The sequence below is a fragment of the Flavobacterium nitratireducens genome, from assembly GCF_029625335.1.
Taxonomy (GTDB): Bacteria; Bacteroidota; Bacteroidia; order Flavobacteriales; family Flavobacteriaceae; genus Flavobacterium; species Flavobacterium nitratireducens.
Window position 1 is genome coordinate 1656142 of record NZ_CP121111.1, and the last position, 25101, is coordinate 1681242.

Sequence of the window (25101 nt, forward strand, 5' to 3'; positions counted from 1 at the left end):
TTTTCGTTGATTTAAAAGTTAAGTTGCATCCCAAAAATAATGGTTTTGCTTAATGGATATGATTTATAATCGATTCCTCTACCTCCAAGTGCATCAGCCGAAACGTCTGGATTGTATCCTGTGTATTTAGTAGAAGTAAAAAGATTATCACCTGCAACATAGAATCGACATCTGTCAATTGATAATTTTTGACTTAAGTCATTAGGAAACGTATATCCTAATTGAATCGTTTTTAATCTAAGATAAGATCCATTTTCAAGGAAACGATCTGAGTAATCAGCACCATTATCATTTGGATCATCAATATTTAATCTTGGAAAATTAGAGTTTGGATTAAAAGTAAATGAATTTAAAGTTGAACTAGCATAATTTATATTTGCTTTTACTGTTGCTAAGTCAGTATTATTTCCATTATATATTTTATTTCCTTGAACTCCTTGAAGAGCAAGGGTCATATCAATTCCTTTCCAATCTGCTTGAAGACGGAATCCGTATTCAAAATCAGGAAAAGCACTACCTCTAAATTGTCTGTCTCCAGCATCAATTTTTCCATCTCCATTAAAATCAACATATCTGATGTCTCCAATTTCGGCTCTAGGCTGAATAGGATTTCCATTCAAATTATGTGCATCCAGTTCTTCTTGTGTTCTGAATAATCCGTCAGTCTTAACAAGGAAAAAAGAATAAATAGGATATCCTACTTTGCTGTATGTCACTGCTGATCCATGAAATGCTCCTCTAGAACCTTCAAGAATCTGGCTTCCAGTACTCAATTCTTCAACACGATTTTTTACACTTGAAATATTAGAAGTTATAGAGAAATTAACTTCTCCAACTTTTTGATTGTATGTTAATCCCATTTCAAAACCTTTATTTGAAACCTTTCCTGCATTAGTGTAAGGGTCATTACTAGAACCTACTGACAATGGAATTGGCACACGTAAAAGTAAATCGGAAGTGTTTTTTTGGAAGTAATCAAAAGTAAAATCTAATTTACCATTCCATAACCCTAAATCAAAACCAACATTAGCCGTTGAAGTTGATTCCCATTTTAATCCAATCGCAGGATAATCTGTTTGAATGTTTCCTATCCAAAGTGTATTTGGTTCTCCTGTACCATAACTTATTCCTGATGTAATTGCCCCAAGATACTGGTAATCTCCAATTTCTTGATTTCCTAAAATACCATAACTAGTACGTATTTTGAATTCAGACACAGGCAAACCTAAATTTTTGAAAAACTGTTCTTTTCCTATTCCCCATGCTGCAGAAATGGAAGGGAAATTTCCCCATTTATTTTCTGGGCTAAAACGAGAGGAACCATCACGTCTAAAAGTTGCCGTAAGGATATATTTGTTATCATACGAATATATCGCACGTCCAAGATAAGAAATCAATTTATTCTCAGTAGCATACCCTGAAATAGCTGGTTGTTCAGCACCTGCCAAAACAAATATACCATCAGGCATACCTTGAACGGAACCTGAAATAGAACGGAAATTATTTTCATAAATAGTATGTCCTAACAATAAGTTTACCGAATGCTTACCAAAATTTTTAGAATAGTTTAAAGTATTTTCTATTTGATAGTATTGGTTTAAGTTACTTCCTTCCGCTAAAGTATTTTTTGAATTCTTGAAGAATCCACCCACTTCATAACGTGGTGTATAGTTATAACTTTTATGTTCTGAAGCAGTTACCCCAACATTTAATTTATATTTAAAACCGTCAAAGAAACTTGCTTCTGCATAAGTATTAATCAATGCTTGGTAGTAATCATTTTTAACATCAATAAGATTCAAAGCTGCCACTGGATTGAATATATCCGTAACTGCACCTGATGCTCCACCATATCCTCCTACTGCATTTTCATTATAAATTGCAAACCCTGGAATCATAGAAATAGCAGCTCCAAGAATATTTCTTCCTTGTCCTGGTATTCCTGGTAAATCATTTCTTTTTTCTTTGGTCAACATTACTGTTTCTCCGATTTTAAAAATACCTTTTTTGTAATCCGATTTAATTCTTAAGTTAACACGGTCATAATTCGTTTTCTTGATGACTCCTTCTTGATTAAAGTAACTCAAAGACATATTATATTTTAAATTATCTGAACCTCCAGAAAACCCTAATGAATAGTTTTGTGTAGGAGCTGCTCTGAAAATTTCATTCTGCCAATTAATTCCTGCTCCAGGAACTTCAGGGTTTTGCGCAATGGCTAATGGTGCTTTTCCTGCTGCACTATAGGCCGCATTACTTACCTTTGCCCATTGTTCTTGATTTAACAAATCTAGTTTTTTAGTCACACTGGCAATCCCATAAAAAGAGTCAAAGCTCACTTTCATCTCCCCTTTCTTTCCACTCTTTGTGGTAATCAAAATCACACCATTTGCAGCTCTTGACCCATAAATTGCTGCAGCAGAAGCGTCTTTCAAAACTTGAATTGATTCGATGTCATTTGGATTCAGATTGTTCATAGAGGCAACTGCGATATCATCTACTAATATCAAAGGATTGTTATTGTTTAATGATCCTGCACCTCTAATCTGAATTCTGGTTCCAGAACCAGGGGCACCACCAGCAGACTCTACAGTAACACCGGCAATTTTACCTTGTATTGCACTCCCTAAATTCGTATTACTTTGAGAATCTAATTGTGTTGCCTTTAATCCTCCAACAGCTCCTGTTAAATCACTTTTCTTAACAGTACCGTATCCAATTACCACTACTTCGTTTAATGTGTTGTTTTCTTCTTTAAGCAAAACATTTATCACTTGTCTACCGGCAATAGCCTCTTCAACTGTAACATATCCGATATAAGAGAACACTAATGTAGCATTAGTATCCGCAACATTTAATTTATAATTACCATCAACATCTGTTATGGTTGCATTCTTTGTTCCTTTGACAGATACTGAAACTCCAATGACTGACTGGGATGTTTTTTGATCTCCAACAGAACCTGTAATAGTATTTTGAGCCTGCAAGCTAATACAAGAGACCATAATGACTAATGACAGAGTGAGTTTAGATGTTAAGAATGCTTTTATTCTTGACATCTGATTTACATTCTTCATGTTTTTCATAAATTCATAGTTTTTAAAAATTAGTTAGTTATTCTTGGCAATCTATTATCCTTTAAAAAAGACAAAAAATAGTAGTTTCAATTGTAGACGAATAAAACTGAAATTGGGTTCGAAATCAATTCATTCGGAATTATTACTATTCTTTATTTCCTTTAAAGTAAATTTTTATACTGTACATTCTATTATTCTTGTAAAACATCAGGACCAAAATGATCAAGAGTCCACTATTTAATTTCATTTTCGTTAGCAAATTCTAAAAAACAAATACCTCCTCTATTAGACGTAAAATCAAATTATTTATGTAAAAAAATTAGACGTTAAATATGATATGTGTTTTTTTTATATTAATTATTTACGAAATATTAAAAATCAAAAGTAAAATAAAAGTTAAATACAACATACTGGTACCTACCGGTTTTTGTATATTTGCGAAAAATCTTACTCATGAAAATCATAAATATTCAGAATAATCAGGGTGTCCCAAAGTACAAACAGATCATTTTATCGATAGAGAAAACGATTGAGGAAGGCCATTTAAAAAAAGACGAAAAACTCCCCTCCATAATCAAAGTATGTCTGGAATTTTCCTTGTCCCGTGATACCGTTTTACAGGCCTATGAAGAATTGAAAAAAAGGGGAATAATCTACGCTATTCTTGGGAAAGGGTACTATGTAAAAAGTACTGAAGTCCGAATTAAACAGCGAATTTTTCTACTTTTCGACGAGTTAAATATTTTCAAAGAAGACCTCTATAATTCCTTTTTAGAAAACATTGGAAAAGATGTTCAGGAGGACATTTTCTTTCATAATTTCAACACCCAGGTTTTCCAGAAACTGATAAACGACAGTAACGGTAACTACACGAAATACATCATCATGCCAACCAATTTAGTTGCCGCCGCATCGATAATCAAAACCCTACCAGTTGGCTGAATTTATGCTTTAAATACAATTTTAGCAGTGCTCTTTTAAGAAGTTTGCAGCAGGTTTATGGATATGGCTTGTGTTTTTCATCTTAGATGCACTTCATTAATCAAAATTAAGATTATTTCTTAACTTTATGTGATGGCTAAGTTAGCACGTCCAAAATAACGATTGTCTTTATCTAAAACACCCAGTTTAGCAAAAACAGGCATTCCCATTTGAATCGCATCAATCCAAGACCAATCATTTAGTTGCGGGGTATTCAACAGCATATTGATGCATTGTCTGGTGTTTTTTAGTTTTTTGGCATCAGGCTCTATGTTATACAAATCAATATAGGTTTGTGCAGCACAATAATCATCCGCATTTCTATTGGCATTTCCATTTCTAAATCCCCATTTATGAAATTCTGCCCATGAATAGGCATAATCATAGTAAACTTGTTTAGGATTAATTTCATGTAAAGCCATTAATCCTTCGTAATAAACACCACGAGTCCAAATATTACTAGGACGCTCTTTATTAGTTACAATTGTCTTTCCAGTGTCTGGCCATTTGTCCATAAAGTATTTATTAGCCAATTCCATTTGAGCCAATACTTCTTTTCTATCAAATGTTTGTTGGGCAAAAGTTATGCTGCTTAACAGCAAACATAAACTTAAAAACAAAATCCTTTTTTTCATTATCGAGGGGTTTTTATTATTTATTTTCTACCAATGGAGTAATAGAGACAGGACCTTTTAATCCTGAAGGCATAGGAGCCCATTTAGTAGCATCAAATTTATTATAGTCCTTATCCACCATATTAATCTCATAAAAAATCTTCCATTCTTTGCCCTTTAATTCGAGGTCGCGAACACGATTTGCGGAAAGATTTGTCACTTGAATTTTTAATTCATTTTGTTTTCTTTTTAACTTTCCTAATTCAATTGAAAAAGGGACTGACCATGCTGGTCCAATATATTTTCCGTTCAACCAAATTTTAGCACTTTCTCTAACATCTCCCAGATTCAATTGCCATATTTTAGCATCAATTGTTGGTTTATCAAACTGTAAAGTATAAGTAGCAGTACCTGAAAAAGCTTCGGCTTCAGGACTAAATTTTGTCCATGATTCTAATTTATCAAGCTTTACTGGAGCAGGCAAAGCAGGACCTCCTTTTTCAAAAGCTAAATCCCATTGCCCTTTTAAAGCGATAGGTACTGTTTTAGGCTCCATATATTTCCATGGTTTAGCCGATGGTTTATTTTCTGTTTGTAGAAATAATGATTTCCCAGATTCCAGACGAATCTTAACCATCGTACTTAATCCATCTGACTTCACTTCTGCATTTCCCACTTTTCGCGTTAATGGATCTAAAATCAAGACTTTTTTATTGGCTACAGCCAAAGGAATAAAGCCTTCAATAGTTTTAGGAGTATGATTTACCAAATAATAAATTTTTTCTCCATTTACATCTCTTTTAATGAATTTTAAACCGGTTTCTACTAATGTTTCCGGCTTTTCATTTGCTTCAGTAAGCGCTTTAAACACATCAGTTACCGGTTCTACAAGCATTTTATTGGACGCAATTAATTGAGCCATTTTTTCATTTTGAACTTCATAATTATATAATCCCGGAACCGATTTTGGCAAACCTTCAAAAATAATTGAAGCACCTGCTTTTTTCAAAGCAATCAATTTTTCTAAAGTAGCCAAAGGCATTTTATCGCAATCAGGTACCACCAAAGCCTTATAACTATTCCCGGGAAGAACCAGCAATCCCTCTTTTACAGTTGCTTGAGCTATGAAGCTATCCGAAATAAAATCGACTCCATAACCTTTCTCCATCAATTTTTCAGTCGTTTTGTAAAAAGGAGTTCCATGCAACCACTCATCCAAAGAATGTATTTTAAATTGAAAAAATAAATTCCCTTCTAAATTTTTCCCCCAAGTATCATACACAGGATAATACAGCAAGGTTCCATTATCTGATTTCCCTGATTGAAGTAAGGATTGACAATTGGCTATATACGAAAACAATCCTGGTGCATCTTCCCAAATCGCATTGTTAGCATTGAAATTTACAGAAGCATAAAACTTCCATCCAGGCCACTCTGCTCTTTTAGGAGAATAGGTTGAACCATGTAAAAAAACATGATTAATTCCGTTAAGGAATAAATCTTCCACTTCAGGTTTGCATTGCGAAAGTGCCGTTTTAAAATGATCTCTCAACCAAGTAAAAGTTTCTGAAGAAGTCAATGGTTTACCTGCAATATGTGCCGCCGATGAAGAAAATTTGAGCATCACTGGGTCGGCATCACCATTCCTAATATCTTCAATTTCCCTGCGAAAACCTGGAATATCATACGGCATGGAACCAAAGGTTTCACATTCGGATATATCAGCAGAGGCGTACAAATCAATTAAATTTCCGGGCGAACCATGCGCCTGCAATTTGGTTTTAAAATTTTTAGCATTGGCCCATTTTGTCCAAGGCAAATCAAATTTATGTAACAGCAAATCCGAAATAGTTTCACGGTAATCACTCTTTACTCTATTGCCTATTTCCGAATCTTCTTTACTCAACAATTGTGGCAGGTATTTTTTTAAATCATAGCCTCGGCGTTTTTCAAATTCTTCTAAAAAATGAAGTGTAAAATCAGTACCATAAACTTCATAACTATCATTAAAAATAGCCCTTAACTTTCCTTCAAAACCAACTAAAGCTTTATCAAATGGAACTACATAAGCATTCAATGCTTCCTCCGAATAATGATCTAAAGTGTAACCTTTTCCACCGGGAGCAGCACGTTTTACTTGTTGACCAGTTTTTCCAGCAAAAATTGCATAAATAGTATAGTCCGTATTTGCAGCTTTCCATTGCAACAAATTTCCATTCAGTTGCTTTGTCAAATCCAAATAAGAGCCATCAGCACCAAAAGCGGAAACCGCTAGTAATTGTGCTGGGATTTTATCCTTTTCTGAACTAGGCTTTAATTCTTTATTAAAAAGATCCTCTTTTTTAACTTCATATTTTTCTACAACTAATTTCATTGCCGCATAAGGAAGTGTAACCTGCGGACCACCGTAAGGCCAGCCAGTACCTAATACCATATCCACTTGCATTCCTAAACTATCGGCTATCTTCACCGTGTAGTCTAACATTTCCATGTATTTAGGCGACAAATAATCAATAAAATTAGCCTCCTCTCCTTTTACTCCATAAATAGGTGTAATCTCTACTCCTCCTATACCTACTTTTTGAAAATCGATTAAACTGGATTTCAAATTGGGTTTGTCAACCGCATTTCCCATCCACCACCAACGTGCCCATGGTTTATTTACATTTTTAGTTTCTGGCCATGCCGAATCCACTTGTTTGGATTGCGCAGTAGCATCTATGGCAAACAAAATTCCAGCAAAAAAAGGAATAAATTGTAGTTTTATTTTCATGGATTAATTCTTGTAAAATAAAATATGTGTTGGATTCAAAAAATTTAATCTTCAATTTAAAAGTCTATTTTCATTTACTTCATAGAAATGAATTTAATGATTTTTAAACCGCCTCCAAAATTTATTGAGCTTATAAAATTATCAAAGCAAAGTTTACCAACTATCCTGCACCGTCCTGTTAGACACAAAACAAATCAATAGAATGAACCAAAATCAATAACCGACTGCCAAAATTTAGGCAATTACGCTTTTCCTGAATGAAAAACTACTATTTCATGAAAGACAAAATCTGCTTTTCGCATTAGATAATTCATAAAAAACAAGGATTAAAATTTGTGTCAATACGAAATAAAAATACACAAAAAAACACAACCTCAGCTTTGAAGCGTATTCCAATAAAGCTACTTACAACTTTAACAACCAGAATTATAGAAAAATAAGGCATAAAAAAAGCTTCTCGATTGAGAAGCTTTCTGTGCGGATAATAGGACTCGAACCTACACGCCTACACCCTCAATTTGGCAATTTTCACAAACTCCCAAAAACTCTACAAAAATACATTAAAAAACCAATAAATTCAATACTTAACAAAGATTACAAACCTCATTTAACAATAGAATAAAAATGAATGAAATTGAATAAAATCTTAAAACGGTTGGGCAACGGTTGGGCAACTTTGTAAAACGTATTACAAAATTGATTACTTTTGAATTGTTCAAAGTTCAAAAGTTCACAATATGGCAACAATTCAATTCAGATTAAGAAGCAAGGCAAATAAAAATGTTTCTATCAAAGTTCGTTTATCATTAAATAGAGATAATGTTTTTGAGTTAAATACTGGTTTTACCATTAACCCAAAAGACTGGAGCGAAACAACAGGACTACCCAAACAAAACAACGAAACCAACAAAAAAATATCTAACGACCTAAAAAAATTAGATTCTTATATCAGTAACAATCTTAATACTGATTTAGGAAATGGCGTTTTAATCGATTCCAACTGGTTAGAAATAAAAATCAATGATTGTTTTAATAGAGTTGTTAAAACCGACAGCAGTTTATTAATTAATCACATTCAATACATTATTGATAACGCAAACACCCGAAAAGTAAAAAACAAAATCGGTTTAAGTCCTAGCACTATTAAAAACTATACTTTATTTCGAAACATTATTACTGAATACCAAAAAAAGATTAAGAAACAAATCCAGTTTGTAGAGATTACAAAACCTTTTGTTGACAAATTTACTAACTGGTTGATTAATACTAAAAATTACTCTACTAATTACGCAGGGAAACAATTAGAGATTTTAAAGACCGTTTGCATTGATGCCGAAAAGAACGAAATTCCAGTTACTCCCTATTCTAAAATAATTCCTTTTTTTAGAGAGAGCGACAAAGACCGATACATTCAAACTTTATCTTTTGATGAATTGGAATTGATTAAAAATGTTGATTTATCAGATAAAGAACAACTTAACCAATTTAAAAAAGACAATCCCGAACTAACTAAAAACCTTTCTATTACTCCCGAAAGTTTAAATAATGTTCGCAACTGGATTTTGTTAGGTTGTGAAATTGGGCAACGTGGTGGGGATTTATTAGAAATCACAAACGAAAACATAAGATATAACGGCAAAAACTACTATATCGACATCATACAACAGAAAACAAATAAGAGCGTTACAATTGGAATCATTGCGCCTCACGTTATCGATATTATCGAAAACAACTTACCTAAAAAAATCCCACATCAAAAACTAAATGAATACGCAAAAGTAATTTGTAAACTTGCTGGAATTGTTGAGATAGTTAAAGGAACAAAACTAAATACAGAAACCAACCGTAAGGAATTAGGAAACTATCCTAAATACGAATTAATCGCCTCGCATTGTTTTAGACGTTCTTTTGCATCGAACTACTACAAAAAGATACCTACACCCATTTTGATAAATATAACTGGACACTCTAAAGAAAGTTTGTTTTTAACCTACATCAACAAACGAGAAGATAAAGATGCAAATGCGGATTTATTTATGCAGTTCTATGAAAAACTAAACAAAGACAAAACCCCCGAAATGAGAGTGTTAAAAAACGGAACAAAATAAACAATATTGTATCTAATTCGTTACATTTGCAAAAGATAAATCAATGAGAACCATATTTAAAACTTTAGAGTTTACGGAATTTTTAGAAAATCTGGATTCAGCAACACAGCAAAAAATAGATTATCTGTCTGAAATCCTGATAACACAAAACATAATAAACGCCAAAGTTGCCAAGAAATTAACCAATACCGATTTTTACGAAGTTCGGGTACAGGTTAAAAATGAATATCGGATTATTGTTTTTACCATAGACCACGACAACATAAACCAATGTAACTACATTTTGTTTCTCAATGGTTTTATGAAAAAATCAACAAAGGACTACGACAAACAAATAAAGTTAGCAATCAAAATATTAGAACAATGGCAAGACCAAAACTAAATTTAGAGAAAATAAAAAAAGAGTTACCTACAATGAATGATTATATAGATAATCATTACGGCGTACAAGGAACTCCAGAGCGTGAAGAATTTAACGCCAAGGCACTCGCCTTTTATTATGGCGAATTGATAAAAGAAAAACGCAAAGAAAAACACCTTACCCAAGAAGAACTTGCCCAACAAATAGGCAAAAACAGAGCCTATATTGCCCGAATTGAACAAGGCAAAACCGACTTGCAACTTTCTAACTTCATGCAGATAATTAATGCTTTGGGGTTGTCGTTGCAATTAAAGTAATCACAAGTTATTTTTTTTATCGAATAAACTCAACACAAGTTAAACCTTAAAATACAATTTGATTGATAAACAAATCTTTGTTACTTGGCAACGACGGACACGCAAAATAAATCATTAGACAACACATAAATCAAAACAAAAGGTTTGTTTCAAACATACTGAAATAAAAGGCTTTGAATCCCTTATTTAAATATCAATTTTACAAAAAGACATTAACCGAATTATAATAACACAAAAAAACTTTTGTTGATAAGTATCAAAATAAGAATGTTATGAGACTATCTAACTAGTAAAGAAATGAATTTCAAAAAAAATTGAATTATAAAATCAAAAAAAAGCCCCACCCCCTTGAATAAAAAGACTTTTATCTACAAATTGAAGCCCCTAAAAATAGTGTATAACCCTACCGCACTATCTGTAAGAACAAAATTAACTTAAACGAAAACATAAAACATGAGCAATTTAAACCAAACACAGAAAAAATTTTTAAATACAATTACAAACATTGAAAACAGAAAAAAACTTGAAAAAGAATTCTTGAAAGCAAACAAAGAAATAGCAGGTTTAACAGAAGATCAACTTTATTGCATTGACAATACAGTTTATACAGAGAGTGCCAGAAAGAAACTAATCAATATATTTAGAAAGGAAAATTTAATATCAAACCTCAAAGATTCATTAAATTAAAATCAACTTAGTTCAAAACAAAAACCAACAGGCAAATGCAAAATAATCTATCAGCAACCAAACAATTTATAATTGCAAGACTTGAAGAAGAATACAATTCTAAAAAAATGATTTTTCTAATCGAAAACCCTGACAAAAATGAAAAACACTTTATTGAACAGGAAATTACAATTATCAAAAAAGTCAAGGATGAATATGATAGAAAATCTAATTTGACTGACGACGAAGTTTATGAAGAAATTAAGAAAGAAAAAAAATATTTGAATTCATACAAAACTGCCACATCCGATGAAATTGAAGACTACCTAAAATACCATTTAAAACAACATAGAGAAAAATACAAAAAATCAGAAAAAGAGGGATGTCGGTCAATTTTCTACAATACAAAACTTAAAAAAATTTTAGAAATTGAGAAAAATCTAAACCCAAAGAAAAACAAAAGTCAATTGCTAGGCGGAAAAAAACTAAATTTATTAGATAGATACAACCTTGCAAATAAATTAGTTGGTATAGAAAATAAAATAAGAACCCTAAATATTGGGGATTTAGAAAAATATCAACTTTTAGCATATATATTAGGTTGCGACAAAGACAATGCAAGGGATTTAATGAATAATAAATACCACGTCAAAACCAATAATTTAGATAACTATTTTGATGAATTAGGTCTAAACAAATAGAAAAGGGTAAAAGTTCCTTTACCCACTTTTTACCCACAGTACTACATTTATTGAATTTTGCTCCTATAACAAAAAAACAATTAGTTATGGAGCAAGCAATTCAAATCATCACAACACCTAACGAGTTTAAAAAAGAAATCGCAAACGAGGTAAAAGCCCATTTAGACGAATTTCTTAAACACTTCAAACCCGAACCCCAAAAAGAATATCTTTCAAGAAAAGATGTAGCCAAAATGTTTGGCGTGGACATCAGCACAATTCATAATTGGACGCGTACAGGCAAATTACGTCCTCTAGGTATTTCAGGACGAGTATATTTTTTAAGTTCTGAAGTTCATGCAAGTCTTAAACCTTTAAACGATTAAGACTATGGAACCTCAAAGCAACAAAACACCTATTCAACATCTTTTTTCAGGATTGAAACAATGTAATCCAATTTCTGAAAAATTATTGACAAGACTACTCGAAAGAATAGGCATCAATCTCAATTAATCCCTTTTATTCAGTAAATCTAAAGCAAAAAAACGAGAGTTGTTCAGGCTCTCGTTTATACTTTGTTCAAAAGTTCGTTTCAACAGGCAATATCAAAACGCATTACAAATATAGTCAATTGGTAGACTTCATAAAAATTATCATCAAGGATCAGCTTCACTCTGTTTTAGAGGCAAATCCCTTATTGGATTTCTATGACAATATCAACTTATCAACGGGAGAACTTAAGACGGTAAACCGGTATGGAAATAAGATTACACCCTTTAAAAACGCATTTTATAACGGCTTAGAGTTCATCATATATGATACCGGCACAGTTACCTTATCAGGCAGTTTACATAAGTATTGGAACAACGGAGCACACAATTTCAATGACTTCAATTTTGAGGCTTTTTTATGGGTATTAAAAGACATGGAAAACAAATTTAAAATTCAATTAGAAAACTGCATTTTAAAGTGTCTTGAAATAGGAATTAACATAATACCCCCAATACAAACGAACGAAATACTAAACTATTGCTTCCTGCACAAAACCTTACCATTTGAATACAAACATAATTCAGACGAGGGCAAATATAAACAGGCTCAACACGCTCAATATATTATAAAAATCTACAATAAGGCATTACATTACAAATCAAAAGGGTTTCAAATTAAAACAGAAATAATGCGTTTTGAGATTAAATATACCAAAATGGAAAAATTAAATAATTTAGGCATTTACAACCTCAACGACTTAAAAACTCACGGACTACATAACTTCAAAAATGAATTACTAAAAGAATTCAGCAATATCCTTTTCTATGATAATTCAATTTGCTCACAAAGTAAAAGCCTAAACAATTACAAAAACCCACTTTACTGGACTGAATTACTTTCCAACAATCAAAAGGACTTATTTAATTACCACAGAAAACAACTTAAAAATTTAACTGCTCGATTCTCCGACAAAGTACAATTTCAAACCTCCGAAATTTTAAGTAAAAAAATTGATTTACTTAATATCAAAACTACGCAAATTGACCCTTTAACTATATTGTCAAATCGTGTAGCTTGTCAGGTAACAAAAATTGATATTTCTATGCAGAAAGACAATAGTGTTTTACTATCCCATACAGGATTGAAACACTATTATAAAAATGATCCGAAAATATTTGAACAAATCAAACGGCGTTATCTTTCAAAACGTTGGTTGTCGTCGGACTTCGAAACACAGATAAAAGAAATAGCGCATAATATCAGAAACACGAAAAGCAATCAAATGATTAAACAGGAGAGAATTTATCCACCTCAACAAATCAATATGTTTTCTGATTTAGGTTTTTAAAAATCACTAAAAGTGGGTATTGCTTTTCTCATTTAATAGTCATTCTTTTATAGGAAAACACGTTAACAATATATTTTAATTTAAAAAGTCCTATGATTATGAAAAAAACAATTTTATTATTTGTCCTATTAGCATTTACACTTTTCTCTTGCTCAAACGACAACAATGAAACAACCTCCACAACTGTTGACACAAGTAAACTAACAGGAACTTGGACACTTGACAATGCTAAACTAGATGGGAAAAATGTTAGTTCTTCATATAAAATAGAATTAACCTCAGATAATATAGCAAATTTCTATTATCAAAATAAAACTTCTAATACAACCTATGGTCCGGATACTATTGAAACTGGCCCCTATTTATTGAATAATACAAATTTAAAAATTTCATGGTATGGATCAGGTACCACAACCACATATCAAATTTTAGAATTAACCTCAGCAAAATTAATTTTGAAAAGTGTTATTCTTGGAGAGGGAACACTTGTTGAAACTTATACCAAATAATTTAAAAAATAAATCATCATGGAAAAAGTATGGAAATCAAGCAAAGTAATTGCTTTTGTTTTAAGTTTGACTGCATTTGTTTATGTAGGCTATTTGATAAGTCAAAAAGGACGTTATCAACCAATATCTAATGCTGTTCCCACCGCTGTTATTGATACCCAGACAGGAATAATTTATATTCATGACTCAAGTGAGGGCAAGGACACATACTATAAATATGATTCACAAAATCAATCAATGAAAATAAAAACAATAGAAACCGACACTTTATTAGCAGAGTAGGAATCATATTTAAATATTCTAAAAAGACCAACATATTTTAACAATTAAATCAACAAAATTGAATACATCTTGTTTCATAATAAAAAAATCAACGTTACTTGAAACCTTAAAAGAAATTTCAAAAGTTTTAGGAAAAAGTCCTCAATGGAGAAAATCTACTGTTTTAGAAATAACCATAACGAACGGAAAACTAACATTAGTAATTCCAGGAACAATATATATATTAGATTGCGAGACAAAAAATACCGTTAAGGCAACAATAGGCTTATTGTACTTCCTCGACATCATTAAGTCACAAAAAGAAACTTCGATAGAGTGTAAGTTTACAGAAAACACACTGACAATAAAAAGTCTGTCTATAGAAGTGGAAACAACTTTTTTCGAAACAGATAAAATACTAAGAAGTATTAAAATGCCTATAAATTATTCAGACTGGCATTTACTTAGATTAGAGAAAGAAGGTTTTACTGAAGAAGAGATAAAATTCAACAAATTGAGTTATCAAGTTTATGGAGCAAAAATAACTTTAAAGTCAAATATTAGAAAAACAATTGACTTGCTTAAAATTTATGGGGTAAACAAAAAAGACATTGAAGAAATTATAAACAAAAAATTAAAATTATGACGCCGTTGGGCAACGGTTGGGCAAGTTTTAAAAACAAAAAATGCAACAATCTAAAAATAAGATAGTTGCATTTTAAAAGTGCGGATAATAGGACTCGAACCTACACGCCTTGCGGCACCAGATCCTAAGTCTGGCACGTCTACCAATTTCGCCATATCCGCGATTGTGGGTGCAAATATAAGGATACTTTCCAATATTCAAAGCAAAAAAATTAAAAAAATTATTATTCTGTTTTTTGTACTTTTGAAAGCACTCAAACTTATGTTTCATAAATGAAAAATATAAAGAATTACATACAAAACAACAAAGAGCGTTTTATAAACGAACTTATCGATTTATTAAAAATCCCTTCTGTGAGTGCTGACTCCGCTTATAATCAAGACGTTATAGACACTTCCGAAGCAGTAAAGCTAAGTCTTGAAAAGGCAGGTTGCGACAAGGTAGAAATTTGTGAAACAGATGGTTACCCAATTGTTTATGGCGAAAAAATTATCGACCCTAATTTACCAACTGTCTTAGTTTACGGCCATTACGATGTACAACCGCCTGATCCAATCGAATTATGGACTTCTCCCCCATTTGAACCCGTAATCAAAAAAACCGAACTTCACCCAGAGGGCGCTATCTTTGCCCGCGGCGCTTGTGATGACAAAGGACAAATGTACATGCATGTAAAAGCCTTAGAATACATGGTTGCCAACAATTGTTTGCCTTGCAATGTAAAATTTATGATTGAAGGGGAAGAAGAAGTAGGTAGCGTAAACCTAAAAAGCTATGTAGAAAACAACCGAGAAAAACTTAAAAACGATGTCATCCTAATTTCTGATACAGGAATGATTTCGAACCAACAACCATCCATCACAACAGGTTTGCGTGGTTTGAGCTATGTAGAAGTAGAAGTTACAGGTCCTAACCGCGACTTGCACTCCGGATTGTACGGCGGAGCAGTTGCCAATCCTATCAATATCTTAAGCAAAATGATTGCTTCGCTTCACGACGAGAACAATCACATTACCATTCCTGGTTTTTACGACAAGGTAGAAGAATTATCTGCAGAGGAGAGAGCCGAAATGGCCAAAGCTCCTTTTAGCTTAGAAGAATACAAAAAAGCACTCGATTTAAAAGAGGTTTACGGAGAAACTGGCTATGTTACTAACGAACGCAATTCGATTCGCCCAACACTGGATGTCAATGGAATTTGGGGTGGTTACACTGGCGAAGGAGCAAAAACCGTAATTCCATCTAAGGCTTACGCCAAAATATCGATGCGTTTAGTTCCTAACCAAGACTGGGAGGAAATCACCGAATTATTCACCAAACACTTCACAGCCATTGCGCCTAAGGCAGTTACCGTCAAAGTAACGCCTCATCATGGAGGTCAGGGTTACGTAACCCCTATTGACAGCATTGGTTACAAAGCGGCCAACATGGCTTACACCGAAACTTTTGGGGTTCCAGCTGTACCTGTAAGAGGCGGAGGAAGTATTCCAATCGTAGCCCTTTTTGAAAAAGAATTAAAAAGCAAAATCATTTTAATGGGATTTGGTTTAGACAGCGATGCCATCCACTCTCCTAACGAACATTTTGGGATTTTCAATTACCTAAAAGGAATCGAAACCATCCCGTTGTTCTATAAAAACTTTGTGGAGTTATCGAAGTAATTTTAACCGCAAAGGCTGCAAAGTTCTTCACAAAGCTCCCTAAGTTTAAAAAACTAAATCCGTTTACTCTTAAAAAAGAATAAACGGATTTTTTATTTTTTCTACAACTATTATGCAATGATTTTTTTGTTAAAATTGCAAAGCTTTTAACCAATAGTAAAAAAATCAATCATGTCTACAAGCAAAAACATAATAAAGCTTATACTTCTATTTTCAATCCTGATAAATACTCAACAAGTAGAAGCACAAACCAATGACCTAATCTAAAATATGGCTGGCATAGATGTAAAACCCACTTTCCCGGGTGGCATAGATGCTTTCTATCAATTTATTGGAAAAAACTTCAAAACTCCAAAGGTTGAGGGATTACAAGGAAAAGTATACGCAACCTTTGTTATCGAAAAGGACGGATCGATAATAGATATAAAAGTTTTAAGAGACATCGGTTACGGAACAGGTGAAGAAGCTGTTCGCGTACTTAAAGAATGTCCAAAATGGAATCCTGATATCCAAAACGAAAAAGCCGTTAGAGTATTATATTCATTGCCGATATCAATCATTACACAAAAAGGCACCCCCGAAAATCAGCAAATTATTGAAAAACTAGTTAAGGATACACAGCCTACTTTTATCGGTGGTAGAGACAAACTAAAAGAATACCTAAAACAAAATTTTAAAATACCACAAGGTTGTCCAAAAGGAAATGTTTTCACTTCTTTTGTGGTTGAAGAAGACGGCTCTTTATCAGAAATAAAAATTTTAAAAGACATGTGATTCGGTACCGGCGAAGAAGCAATGCGAGTATTAAAAGAATCTCCTAAATGGAATCCAGCCACACGTAACGGAAAGCCAATTAGAGTTACACATACTTTAGCAATAAATACAAATACAATAGAGGATCCAAAAGACAATATATATACTACTGTTGAAGTTTTTGAAAAACCTGTCTACCGTGGTGGAATGGATAATTTTTATTCGGACGTTGCTAAAACTTACAAGTTACCAGAAAAAAAGGCCTTAAAGGAAGAATTTACATTGAATTCATAATTGAAACTGACGGCAGTTTGACCAATGCGAGAATATTAAAAGATATTGGTTATGGTACAGGTGAAGAAGCAATAAGATGCGTAACGCAACTTAAAAATTGGATTCCAGGCAAACTAGAAGATGGCACTCCTGTTCGCACAACCTATAGCCTTCCAATTACAGTTGTTACAGGAAATTAATCAAGTCATTTATTTCAAATAATTATACCCCAAATACGGCATTGGTTTTTCGGTAAAGCGAATGCCGTATTTTTCTAATGCTGTCAGAACAGGCAAATACACTTCTTTTCGGATAGGAATTTGAACCCCTGTAGTTTTAATTTTTCCGTTCAAAATCAATAACGCAGCCATAGCCACAGGTAAACCAACGGTTTTAGCCATGGCAGTATAGGTTTGATCTTGACCTAGGCAAACCATCTGGGAATCCTTTTGTACTTTTTCGCCATTAATTTCGTAGCCAAATTTATGATACATCACGATCATATCTTTGTCTTCGGGCTGTAGTGTCCAACTGTCATTCAGGATTTTTTCTAAAATCTGGGCTGGAGTCGCATTTTTAAGTCCGACAAGCTTTTTGTCATTGAACAAATCCAACTCCAATAATTTGTCCCACATGATATCGTCTTGGTCAATTTTGAGCAAGAATCGGGTTTTTATTTCCACCGAATCGGTTGGGTGGTACGGCAAAAACGAATTGATAAACTGTCGATAACTCATGTTTTCGGAATCTTCCATGATATAGGAATCATCCGTCATGCCCAGTTGTACAAACATATTCCAAGCCTTGGAAAAACCTACTCTTCGAATCGTTCCGCGATAGAGCGTAAGTATATCTTTTAAACCGTAGATATTTCGGTATTTTAAGGAATCTCTGTTGGAATAGGCTTCAAATTTACCGTATCCATCTACTTCCAAAAATTCGGTTCGACGAAACAAACTCGTATACGGAATGTATTTATAGGTTCCTTCTTGAATAAATTTGGCCACGCCACCTTGCCCTGCTAAAACCACATTTCGCGGCGCCCAGGTAAATTTATAATTCCACAAGTTCGTATCGGATTCGGGAGCAACTAATCCACCACAAAAGGATTCAAACAAAAGCATCTTTCCGCCTTGTTCTCTGATTTCGTCAATGACTTTCATCGCACTCATATGATCGATTCCGGGATCTAAACCCATTTCGTTCATAAAAATGAGTCCGTTTTTTTTGACCTCAGCATCTAATTCCTGCATCGCATCACTGACATACGAGGCGGTTACGAGATTTTTCTTGAAAAGAACACAGTCCTTTGCAATTTCAATATGCAAATGTGCCGGCAACATCGAAATAACTATATCGGCATGCTGGATGGCTTCTGCTCTCTGTTTTTGATTGTGAATATCTAGTCCAAGTGGTGTCGCATTAGGATGATTATTGGTTTTCTTTTGAGCCAACTCCAAAGACAAATCGGCAATTTGCAATTGCAATTGTTCTTCTTCCGATTTATCCAATAGATATTGAATCAACGAAGAAGCCGATCTTCCTGCACCAATAATTAAAACGACTCTCATAACTTGAATTTATATTGTAAAAATAGGCAAATGTAGTTGTAGACCCAAATATGAATAACCTATAAAGACATCTTTATTTATCATTAATACTACTTTCTTTTTTGCTTGATCAAAAAAGAAACAAAAAAATCAAGTCTCTACTTCCTCGTCGGTCAAATTAGTTTTCGAATGCTAAAAGAAAATAACTCCCCCGAAAGGATTCGGGGTCAAACAGATTTTCTTTTTACGCATTCTTCAAACATTTGACACTCGACTGCGGAAGCTAAGGACGGCGAAACAATAATCGAATCTTCTTGAATAAAAATTCACAAAACTTTAGCATAAAAGCAGGCAAACTAAACCATTAAAACTTTTTGGGTTCGTTAGTTTTGGAATACTTTTGTAGCAACAAAAAATTCACACAATGGATAAAAAAATATATTCTACTGCAGCGCTATTAGGAATGATTGCAATAATTTTAGGTGCTTTTGGTGCTCATGCCTTAAAAGCCTTATTAACCCCAGAACAGTTAGTTACTTTTGAAACAGGGGTTCGTTACCAAATGTACCACGCCTTATTTTTATTATTCATTGGCAACATGAGTAGCCTCTCTTTAAAATCCAAAAAATACATCTACGGCCTTGTGCTTTCGGGAGTTGTTTTATTCTCTGGTTCTATCTATTTATTAGCTACAAATTCGCTTACCGCCTTTGATTTCAAAATTATAGGATTCGTAACACCAATAGGTGGTTTTTTATTAATCTTATCATGGATTGTCTTATTTATGGATTTTTTTAACAAAAAATCACAAAATTAGAATTTTCACAACACTAAAGCGCTTAAATAATTACCTTTGTAATATCTAAAAACAACAGGCAACTTAAAACTTATGAACAATAACAGTCTTTTTACGAAAACGATTTCGTTAGATAACATTGGAATTACAAATGCAACTATTCATTACCAACTAAGTCCTAATGAATTACATCAAATAACGATTGAAAAAGGGCAAGGAATCGAAACATCAACGGGAGCACTCGCCATTAACACAGGTGAATTCACTGGGCGTTCTCCACAGGATCGATTTATTGTGAAAGATGCAATTACTGAAAATGAAATATGGTGGGGAAATATCAATATCCCTTTTGCTCCTGAAGCCTTTGACAAATTATACTCGAAGGTTTGTAACTACCTGACAGATAAAGAGGTTTTTGTAAGAGACACTTATGTTTGTTCTGACCCTAATTACAAAATGAATGTTCGTGTTGTAACCGAAACCGCTTGGGCCAATCTATTTTGCTACAATATGTTATTACGACCAAGCGAAGAAGAACTTTTAAATTACGTGGCAGAATGGACGGTAGTTTGCGTACCTAGTTTCATGGCTGATCCAGCAGTAGACGGAACACGTCAGGGGAACTTTGCAATTTTGAATTTCACTAAAAAAGTAGCATTAATAGGAGGAACAGGCTATACTGGCGAAATAAAAAAAGGGATTTTTTCGGCTATGAATTTCATTCTACCTGTTTTCAAAAATACCTTACCAATGCACTGTAGTGCCAATGTGGGAGAAAATGGTGAAACCGCTATTTTCTTTGGATTATCCGGTACAGGAAAAACTACACTTTCTGCCGATCCAAACCGAAAATTAATTGGTGACGACGAACACGGATGGACTAATGAAAATACCGTATTCAATTTTGAAGGTGGTTGCTATGCAAAAGTGGTAAACCTAAGCGAAGAAAACGAACCAGATATTTTCAGAGCAATTAAAAAAGGTGCGCTTTTAGAAAATATAGTTTGCAAAAAAGAAACTAAGGAAGTCGATTATACCGATATATCAATCACACCTAACACCCGTGTGAGTTACCCTATCTACCACATCGATAACATCCAATCAGGTTCTATTGGAAAAAACCCTAAGAACATCTTTTTCTTGACTGCCGATTCTTTTGGGATTTTGCCTCCCATTTCAAAATTAACGCCAGGTCAGGCTGCCTACCATTTTATCTCTGGATATACAGCTAAAGTGGCTGGAACTGAAGCAGGAGTTACGGAACCCCAGCCTAATTTCTCTGCTTGTTTTGGAGCGCCCTTTATGCCACTTCACCCAACCAGATACGCCGAAATGTTAAGCCAAAAAATGAAAGAAGCGAATGTTAAAGTTTGGCTAATCAACACGGGATGGACAGGAGGTCCTTACGGAATAGGAAATCGCATGAAATTAAAATATACCCGCGCCATGATTACAGCAGCCTTAAATGGCGAATTAGATCATGTGAAATATGAAAACCACAAAGTATTTGGCATTGCAAAACCACAATCTTGTCCGAATGTTCCAAGCGAAATTTTAAATCCTAGAAACACTTGGGAAGACAAAGATTTGTATGATACCAAAGCAGTAGAACTAGCTCAGAAATTCAAAGCTAATTTCCAAAAATTTGAATCTTATGCAAATGAGGAAATCCTTGCTGGAGGACCTTTAGTTTAAAAATAAACCAACCAAAAATAGACAAGTGCTGTTCTTAATTGAACAGCATTTTTTATTTAACAACACATTATCAGATATTTACACTAAGTTTCATTTTTTGGCGTTAAATTTGTGTGCATTTCTCCAAACAAAAAACTAAAATCAAAACTTAATTAAAAACAATCATGTTACAATCCTTTTTTATCCTCTGTTCTGGGGCTGACAAAAACCTGCTTGAAGGTTGTTCCGAAGGGGAAAAAACAAAATACGCAGGCATTGGCGCCACCGTATTCTTTACTGCAGTAATGGCTTTCTTAGCTAGTGCTTATGCGCTGTTTACCGTTTTCGACAGTATTTATCCTGCTATTGCTTTGGGGATAGTTTGGTCCTTGCTTATTTTCAATCTGGATCGTTTTATTGTTTCTACGATTCGAAAAAGAGATCGTTTAAGTAGCGAATTTCTACAAGCAACTCCCCGAATTGTTCTGGCGATTATCATTGCTGTTGTGATTTCGAAACCCCTCGAAATTAAAATTTTCGAAAAAGAAATCAATACCGTTTTATTGAAAGAAAAAAATGCCATGGCTTTGAACAACAAAAAGGAAGTGGCCACCTATTTTAAATCAGATTTGGATAAAAACAAGGCTGAAATTACCGCTTTGAAAAAAGAAATTACCGATAAAGAAAAAGAAGTAAACACCCTTTACGAAACTTATATTGCCGAAGCCGAAGGCACTAAAGGAACGATGAAATTGGGAAAAGGGCCTGTGTTTAAAGAAAAGATTACCAAACATAATTTGGCTTCCGCCGAATTAGACACTATCAGAAAAAACAATCTGGCTAAAATTGCCGAAAAAGAAGCTTTGAACAAAAATCTGCAAGCCGATTTAGACAAAAAAGTTACCGAGACCCAACCTATCATTGATGGCTTTGACGGTCTAATGGCACGTATCAATGCGCTGAACAAATTGCCTTGGTTGCCATCGGTGTTTATTATGTTGTTGTTTCTGGCTATTGAAACTTCGCCCATTATTGCCAAATTATTATCTCCTAAAGGTGAATACGATTTTAAATTAGAAGATTTAGAAACAGCTTTAAAAACGACATTGGAACAAGACAAATACCAACGAAATTTACTTGTAAAAACCAGTGCAGCCATGCACGACAAAATATATCAGGACATTGCCGAAGACAAGCAATTGTATGATTTACAACGAAAAAACGCAACGGATTTACTGGAACTGCAATCCAATAATTTTTTAGAGAAACAGAAGAAGACTTTGTAAAAACACAAAACCCGACAACTAGAGAGTTTCGGGTTTTGTGTTTCAAATATTAAAATTCATATAAAAGAACTAATACTACATTTCACCTTCTTCTCAGCCTCCAAATCACAATTAATAATAACACAATAATAATTAATGCCGAAGTCAATATGATTACAAATAAGTTTTTATGGTATTGATTTTCTGTATTTAGTTTTTTAATAATTTTATGAAGTGTATTCATTTTATAATATAAAAAATTTGAAGTTTTCGAATCTGCGGAACCATATCTTATTTTCAAAACTTCACTATTAAAACCATAATCTCTAGCTTTACCATATATCTCCTTCGCCTCATCATATTTTTCATCTAAAAAAAGCCAAATTCCCTAATTCAAACAGTAAAACTCCAATAATTGGATCTTCATTTTTAATAAAAGTCACTCTTTCATTTAACTGATAATAAAGAGCTTTCATTAAAGATTCTCTTTGAGATTTAGACAGATTACTTCTAGGCTCATCATCATTTCCAAAATTTGTATTTATTAAAAAATCAGCATTTATATACTTAGATCCTCCTAATTTAGCTTGTAATATCTTTGAATGAAGCCATTCAGAAGCCTCATGCGATGTAGGATTTAATTGGATAGCTTTATTTATCCAAAATAATGCTTTTTGATTATCACCCAAAAGCTCATAAATAGTCCCAACATTTGAAGCTGTAGAATATCTATTAGGTCTTAACTTCTCAATTTCTAAATAAATGGTTAATGCCTCCTTATACTTTCCCTCTACAGTTAAAACATATCCTTTATCAGATAAATAATCTATATCTTTTTTAACTTTATAAAGACTATCTAATTCTTTAATTAGTTTTTGAAAATTATCCACATAAAAATTATGCCCATACGGAACTATTCCACTGTAATCTTCATAAACAAGTATGCCATTTTTAAGTTCTTTGGTTTCTCCATTTAAGCAAGCAAAAGAGTTCAATTAGATTAAGAGAAATGTTACGATAAAAAAGAGTTTGTTTTTCATACATTTAGACACTTACAATATATTCAAATATACTAAATAGTCTTACAAAAAGCATGCAATTCAACTTTAACTGTAATAAAAAAACCTCAACCCAATCTTCATTCAGATTTAGGCTAAGGCTTTTAATAACTTATGATTAAAAGAAACTACTTTCTAGCAGCATCAATCAACTGCTGTATAGTATCCCAACTATAGTAATGAAAGGTTCTACCATTGCTCATGGCTACAAAAAGTCCGTTTTGATAGGCACCGCCAAGATTTACATTCGTTACATCGGCACCATCACATTCAATCGTTGATGTTGGGATTTCGGCTAATAATGGATATTCATTTGGATTTCCATTAGCTCCTTCTCTTGGATACACCATAAAGGTATTCGCCTGCTGATTCGAAACTAATATATATCCTTTAGTCTCCGAAGTTTTATAAATAGCAATCCCTTCATGATCCGACTTAAAATCATTTTGACCAAAAAGAGCTAACTCCGTATTATCATTTTCATCTGGATTAGCCTTGTACTTTCTAATTCCGAATTGCTCGTCGCAATAAATCACCGTTCCTAGTTCATTGTCTACTGCAATGGCTTCTATTTCTTTTTTACCGCTATAAGCTCCAAATTTGCGCACTACTTTCCCGCTAACAATTCCATTTCCGGCATCGGTTAGTTCGTATTGCCATAAATAGCTTCCTGAAGGACCGTTTTTTTCTTCCCACCACAGCAAATATCTTTTTGTCACTTGGTCGGGTGTACAAAGCAATTCCCATTGGACCACGCATTTCTTCTCCCTCAAAAACAGCTATTCCGCCGTTATCAATTGGTTCTAAATCTGGTAAACTAAAAATACGAATACTATTAGTTTCTCTTTCGGTAGTAACCGCTATATCTATTTTTTTTCCATTAACCATCAATCCATACGCAATATCCACATTATTTGGTCTTTGTAGAGTGATGGATTTTTTGATGATTTTTCCCTGCAAATCAAAGGCATACAATCCGCCATCGGTCTCTTTATCGGTACCAATAATAATACTTTTGGAAACATCAGCTGGATGAATCCAAATAGCGGGATCATCAGTATCATGAGCCGTTTTTTGGGTAACACTCACAGGTTTTATAGCATCTTTGCGAACAGGCGCTAAAGAACTTCCACAGGAATTTAAAGTTACTATTGCAATTGATGCAGTAATGATAAATGTATTTTTCATATTTCTTTTTTCTATACTAACAGAATAACAGGACACAAAAATGCCCTGTT

Annotated in this window: 24 protein-coding genes, 1 tRNA gene and 1 pseudogene; 19 read left to right on the forward strand and 7 right to left on the reverse strand. The window is 33.4% G+C overall.

The window, feature by feature from the left end:
- Positions 1–11: 11 nt before the first annotated feature.
- Positions 12–3086, reverse strand: coding sequence for a SusC/RagA family TonB-linked outer membrane protein (locus P5P90_RS07865; RefSeq protein ID WP_278034192.1), 3075 nt, complete (start codon positions 3084–3086; stop codon positions 12–14).
- Positions 3087–3530: 444 nt separating this feature from the next.
- Between P5P90_RS07865 and P5P90_RS07870 the strand changes: the two genes are divergently transcribed.
- Positions 3531–4019, forward strand: a complete 489-nt coding sequence (locus P5P90_RS07870; RefSeq protein WP_278034193.1) for a GntR family transcriptional regulator — start codon at positions 3531–3533, stop codon at positions 4017–4019.
- A 125-nt stretch (positions 4020–4144) separates the two neighbouring features.
- Here the strand turns inward: P5P90_RS07870 and P5P90_RS07875 are convergent, their stop codons facing one another.
- Together P5P90_RS07875 and P5P90_RS07880 are read right to left on the reverse strand one after the other, a co-directional pair.
- A complete protein-coding gene (locus tag P5P90_RS07875) occupies positions 4145–4693 on the reverse strand; it encodes a glycoside hydrolase family 88 protein (RefSeq protein ID WP_278034194.1) in 549 nt (182 codons plus the stop codon).
- A gap of 16 nt (positions 4694–4709) precedes the next feature.
- Positions 4710–7445: a glycosyl hydrolase gene (locus P5P90_RS07880; protein WP_278034195.1), complete on the reverse strand. Its 2736-nt coding sequence runs from the start codon at positions 7443–7445 to the stop codon at positions 4710–4712.
- A 737-nt stretch (positions 7446–8182) separates the two neighbouring features.
- On the opposite strand from P5P90_RS07880, the gene P5P90_RS07885 reads away from it, so the two are divergent.
- From P5P90_RS07885 to P5P90_RS07935, 11 genes are all read left to right on the forward strand, one after another.
- Positions 8183–9553 (forward strand): phage integrase SAM-like domain-containing protein, encoded by a 1371-nt coding sequence (locus P5P90_RS07885; RefSeq protein WP_278034196.1) that lies wholly within the window; start codon positions 8183–8185, stop codon positions 9551–9553.
- A gap of 43 nt (positions 9554–9596) precedes the next feature.
- On the forward strand, positions 9597–9935 hold the full coding sequence (locus P5P90_RS07890) for a type II toxin-antitoxin system RelE/ParE family toxin (protein WP_278034197.1): 339 nt from the start codon (positions 9597–9599) through the stop codon (positions 9933–9935).
- Entirely contained in the window at positions 9917–10231 is a 315-nt protein-coding gene (locus P5P90_RS07895) for a helix-turn-helix domain-containing protein (protein WP_278034198.1), read from the forward strand. Before P5P90_RS07890 ends, P5P90_RS07895 begins: the two co-directional genes overlap by 19 nt.
- 453 nt (positions 10232–10684) lie before the next feature.
- Entirely contained in the window at positions 10685–10918 is a 234-nt protein-coding gene (locus P5P90_RS07900) for a hypothetical protein (RefSeq protein WP_278034199.1), read from the forward strand.
- A 35-nt stretch (positions 10919–10953) separates the two neighbouring features.
- Positions 10954–11598, forward strand: coding sequence for a hypothetical protein (locus tag P5P90_RS07905; protein WP_278034200.1), 645 nt, complete (start codon positions 10954–10956; stop codon positions 11596–11598).
- 86 nt (positions 11599–11684) lie between these two features.
- Positions 11685–11963 (forward strand): helix-turn-helix domain-containing protein, encoded by a 279-nt coding sequence (locus P5P90_RS07910; protein ID WP_278034201.1) that lies wholly within the window; start codon positions 11685–11687, stop codon positions 11961–11963.
- A gap of 4 nt (positions 11964–11967) precedes the next feature.
- Positions 11968–12090: a hypothetical protein gene (locus P5P90_RS07915; protein ID WP_278034202.1), complete on the forward strand. Its 123-nt coding sequence runs from the start codon at positions 11968–11970 to the stop codon at positions 12088–12090.
- A 118-nt stretch (positions 12091–12208) separates the two neighbouring features.
- Complete coding sequence (locus P5P90_RS07920) at positions 12209–13417, forward strand: hypothetical protein (RefSeq protein WP_278034203.1); 1209 nt, start codon at positions 12209–12211, stop codon at positions 13415–13417.
- A 98-nt stretch (positions 13418–13515) separates the two neighbouring features.
- Positions 13516–13926, forward strand: coding sequence for a lipocalin family protein (locus P5P90_RS07925; RefSeq protein ID WP_278034204.1), 411 nt, complete (start codon positions 13516–13518; stop codon positions 13924–13926).
- An 18-nt stretch (positions 13927–13944) separates the two neighbouring features.
- A complete protein-coding gene (locus tag P5P90_RS07930) occupies positions 13945–14208 on the forward strand; it encodes a hypothetical protein (RefSeq protein WP_278034205.1) in 264 nt (87 codons plus the stop codon).
- Positions 14209–14266: 58 nt separating this feature from the next.
- Positions 14267–14833 (forward strand): hypothetical protein, encoded by a 567-nt coding sequence (locus tag P5P90_RS07935; RefSeq protein WP_278034206.1) that lies wholly within the window; start codon positions 14267–14269, stop codon positions 14831–14833.
- Positions 14834–14912: 79 nt separating this feature from the next.
- Here the strand turns inward: P5P90_RS07935 and P5P90_RS07940 are convergent.
- A tRNA-Leu gene (locus P5P90_RS07940) sits at positions 14913–14994 on the reverse strand.
- A gap of 111 nt (positions 14995–15105) precedes the next feature.
- On the opposite strand from P5P90_RS07940, the gene P5P90_RS07945 reads away from it, so the two are divergent.
- The 4 genes from P5P90_RS07945 to P5P90_RS07960 all read left to right on the forward strand — a co-directional run bounded on the left by P5P90_RS07945 (position 15106) and on the right by P5P90_RS07960 (position 17720).
- On the forward strand, positions 15106–16494 hold the full coding sequence (locus tag P5P90_RS07945) for a dipeptidase (protein WP_278034207.1): 1389 nt from the start codon (positions 15106–15108) through the stop codon (positions 16492–16494).
- Positions 16495–16764: 270 nt separating this feature from the next.
- Positions 16765–17268: an energy transducer TonB gene (locus P5P90_RS07950; protein ID WP_278034208.1), complete on the forward strand. Its 504-nt coding sequence runs from the start codon at positions 16765–16767 to the stop codon at positions 17266–17268.
- 21 nt (positions 17269–17289) lie between these two features.
- On the forward strand, positions 17290–17541 hold the full coding sequence (locus P5P90_RS07955; RefSeq protein ID WP_278034209.1) for a 2OG-Fe(II) oxygenase family protein: 252 nt from the start codon (positions 17290–17292) through the stop codon (positions 17539–17541).
- Positions 17541–17720, forward strand: a complete 180-nt coding sequence (locus P5P90_RS07960) for an energy transducer TonB (protein WP_340696465.1) — start codon at positions 17541–17543, stop codon at positions 17718–17720. The genes P5P90_RS07955 and P5P90_RS07960 overlap by 1 nt, the downstream gene beginning before the upstream one ends.
- A gap of 9 nt (positions 17721–17729) precedes the next feature.
- On the opposite strand, the gene P5P90_RS07965 is transcribed toward P5P90_RS07960, so the two are convergent.
- Positions 17730–19091 carry a saccharopine dehydrogenase family protein gene (locus P5P90_RS07965; protein ID WP_278034211.1) on the reverse strand — a complete coding sequence of 454 codons (1362 nt, stop codon included), beginning with the start codon at positions 19089–19091 and terminating at the stop codon, positions 17730–17732.
- 403 nt (positions 19092–19494) lie between these two features.
- Between P5P90_RS07965 and P5P90_RS07970 the strand changes: the two genes are divergently transcribed.
- The 3 genes from P5P90_RS07970 to P5P90_RS07980 all read left to right on the forward strand — a co-directional run bounded on the left by P5P90_RS07970 (position 19495) and on the right by P5P90_RS07980 (position 22826).
- Positions 19495–19887 carry a DUF423 domain-containing protein gene (locus tag P5P90_RS07970; RefSeq protein ID WP_278034212.1) on the forward strand — a complete coding sequence of 131 codons (393 nt, stop codon included), beginning with the start codon at positions 19495–19497 and terminating at the stop codon, positions 19885–19887.
- Positions 19888–19959: 72 nt separating this feature from the next.
- Positions 19960–21561 (forward strand): phosphoenolpyruvate carboxykinase (ATP), encoded by a 1602-nt coding sequence (pckA, locus tag P5P90_RS07975; protein ID WP_278034213.1) that lies wholly within the window; start codon positions 19960–19962, stop codon positions 21559–21561.
- A 164-nt stretch (positions 21562–21725) separates the two neighbouring features.
- Positions 21726–22826 (forward strand): DUF4407 domain-containing protein, encoded by a 1101-nt coding sequence (locus P5P90_RS07980; RefSeq protein ID WP_278034214.1) that lies wholly within the window; start codon positions 21726–21728, stop codon positions 22824–22826.
- Between the two features lie 344 nt (positions 22827–23170).
- Here the strand turns inward: P5P90_RS07980 and P5P90_RS07985 are convergent, their stop codons facing one another.
- A complete protein-coding gene (locus P5P90_RS07985; protein ID WP_278034215.1) occupies positions 23171–23800 on the reverse strand; it encodes a tetratricopeptide repeat protein in 630 nt (209 codons plus the stop codon).
- A gap of 191 nt (positions 23801–23991) precedes the next feature.
- Positions 23992–25051, reverse strand: a pseudogene (locus P5P90_RS07990) (phytase).
- Positions 25052–25101: the final 50 nt, after the last annotated feature.

Excerpts from the sequence above, each read along its gene's own strand:
- P5P90_RS07900 (WP_278034199.1), top strand. The coding sequence starts at position 10,685 with ATGAGCAATTTAAACCAAACACAGAAAAAATTTTTAAATACAATTACA.
- P5P90_RS07915 (WP_278034202.1), top strand. The coding sequence starts at position 11,968 with ATGGAACCTCAAAGCAACAAAACACCTATTCAACATCTTTTTTCAGGA.
- P5P90_RS07970 (WP_278034212.1), top strand. The coding sequence starts at position 19,495 with ATGGATAAAAAAATATATTCTACTGCAGCGCTATTAGGAATGATTGCA.
- P5P90_RS07945 (WP_278034207.1), top strand. The coding sequence starts at position 15,106 with ATGAAAAATATAAAGAATTACATACAAAACAACAAAGAGCGTTTTATA.
- P5P90_RS07895 (WP_278034198.1), top strand. The coding sequence starts at position 9,917 with ATGGCAAGACCAAAACTAAATTTAGAGAAAATAAAAAAAGAGTTACCT.
- P5P90_RS07950 (WP_278034208.1), top strand. The coding sequence starts at position 16,765 with ATGGCTGGCATAGATGTAAAACCCACTTTCCCGGGTGGCATAGATGCT.
- P5P90_RS07980 (WP_278034214.1), top strand. The coding sequence starts at position 21,726 with ATGTTACAATCCTTTTTTATCCTCTGTTCTGGGGCTGACAAAAACCTG.
- P5P90_RS07890 (WP_278034197.1), top strand. The coding sequence starts at position 9,597 with ATGAGAACCATATTTAAAACTTTAGAGTTTACGGAATTTTTAGAAAAT.
- P5P90_RS07925 (WP_278034204.1), top strand. The coding sequence starts at position 13,516 with ATGAAAAAAACAATTTTATTATTTGTCCTATTAGCATTTACACTTTTC.
- P5P90_RS07910 (WP_278034201.1), top strand. The coding sequence starts at position 11,685 with ATGGAGCAAGCAATTCAAATCATCACAACACCTAACGAGTTTAAAAAA.
- P5P90_RS07965 (WP_278034211.1), bottom strand. The coding sequence starts at position 19,091 with ATGAGAGTCGTTTTAATTATTGGTGCAGGAAGATCGGCTTCTTCGTTG.
- P5P90_RS07885 (WP_278034196.1), top strand. The coding sequence starts at position 8,183 with ATGGCAACAATTCAATTCAGATTAAGAAGCAAGGCAAATAAAAATGTT.
- pckA (WP_278034213.1), top strand. The coding sequence starts at position 19,960 with ATGAACAATAACAGTCTTTTTACGAAAACGATTTCGTTAGATAACATT.
- P5P90_RS07905 (WP_278034200.1), top strand. The coding sequence starts at position 10,954 with ATGCAAAATAATCTATCAGCAACCAAACAATTTATAATTGCAAGACTT.
- P5P90_RS07875 (WP_278034194.1), bottom strand. The coding sequence starts at position 4,693 with ATGAAAAAAAGGATTTTGTTTTTAAGTTTATGTTTGCTGTTAAGCAGC.
- P5P90_RS07870 (WP_278034193.1), top strand. The coding sequence starts at position 3,531 with ATGAAAATCATAAATATTCAGAATAATCAGGGTGTCCCAAAGTACAAA.
- P5P90_RS07880 (WP_278034195.1), bottom strand. The coding sequence starts at position 7,445 with ATGAAAATAAAACTACAATTTATTCCTTTTTTTGCTGGAATTTTGTTT.
- P5P90_RS07930 (WP_278034205.1), top strand. The coding sequence starts at position 13,945 with ATGGAAAAAGTATGGAAATCAAGCAAAGTAATTGCTTTTGTTTTAAGT.
- P5P90_RS07865 (WP_278034192.1), bottom strand. The coding sequence starts at position 3,086 with ATGAAAAACATGAAGAATGTAAATCAGATGTCAAGAATAAAAGCATTC.
- P5P90_RS07955 (WP_278034209.1), top strand. The coding sequence starts at position 17,290 with ATGCGAGTATTAAAAGAATCTCCTAAATGGAATCCAGCCACACGTAAC.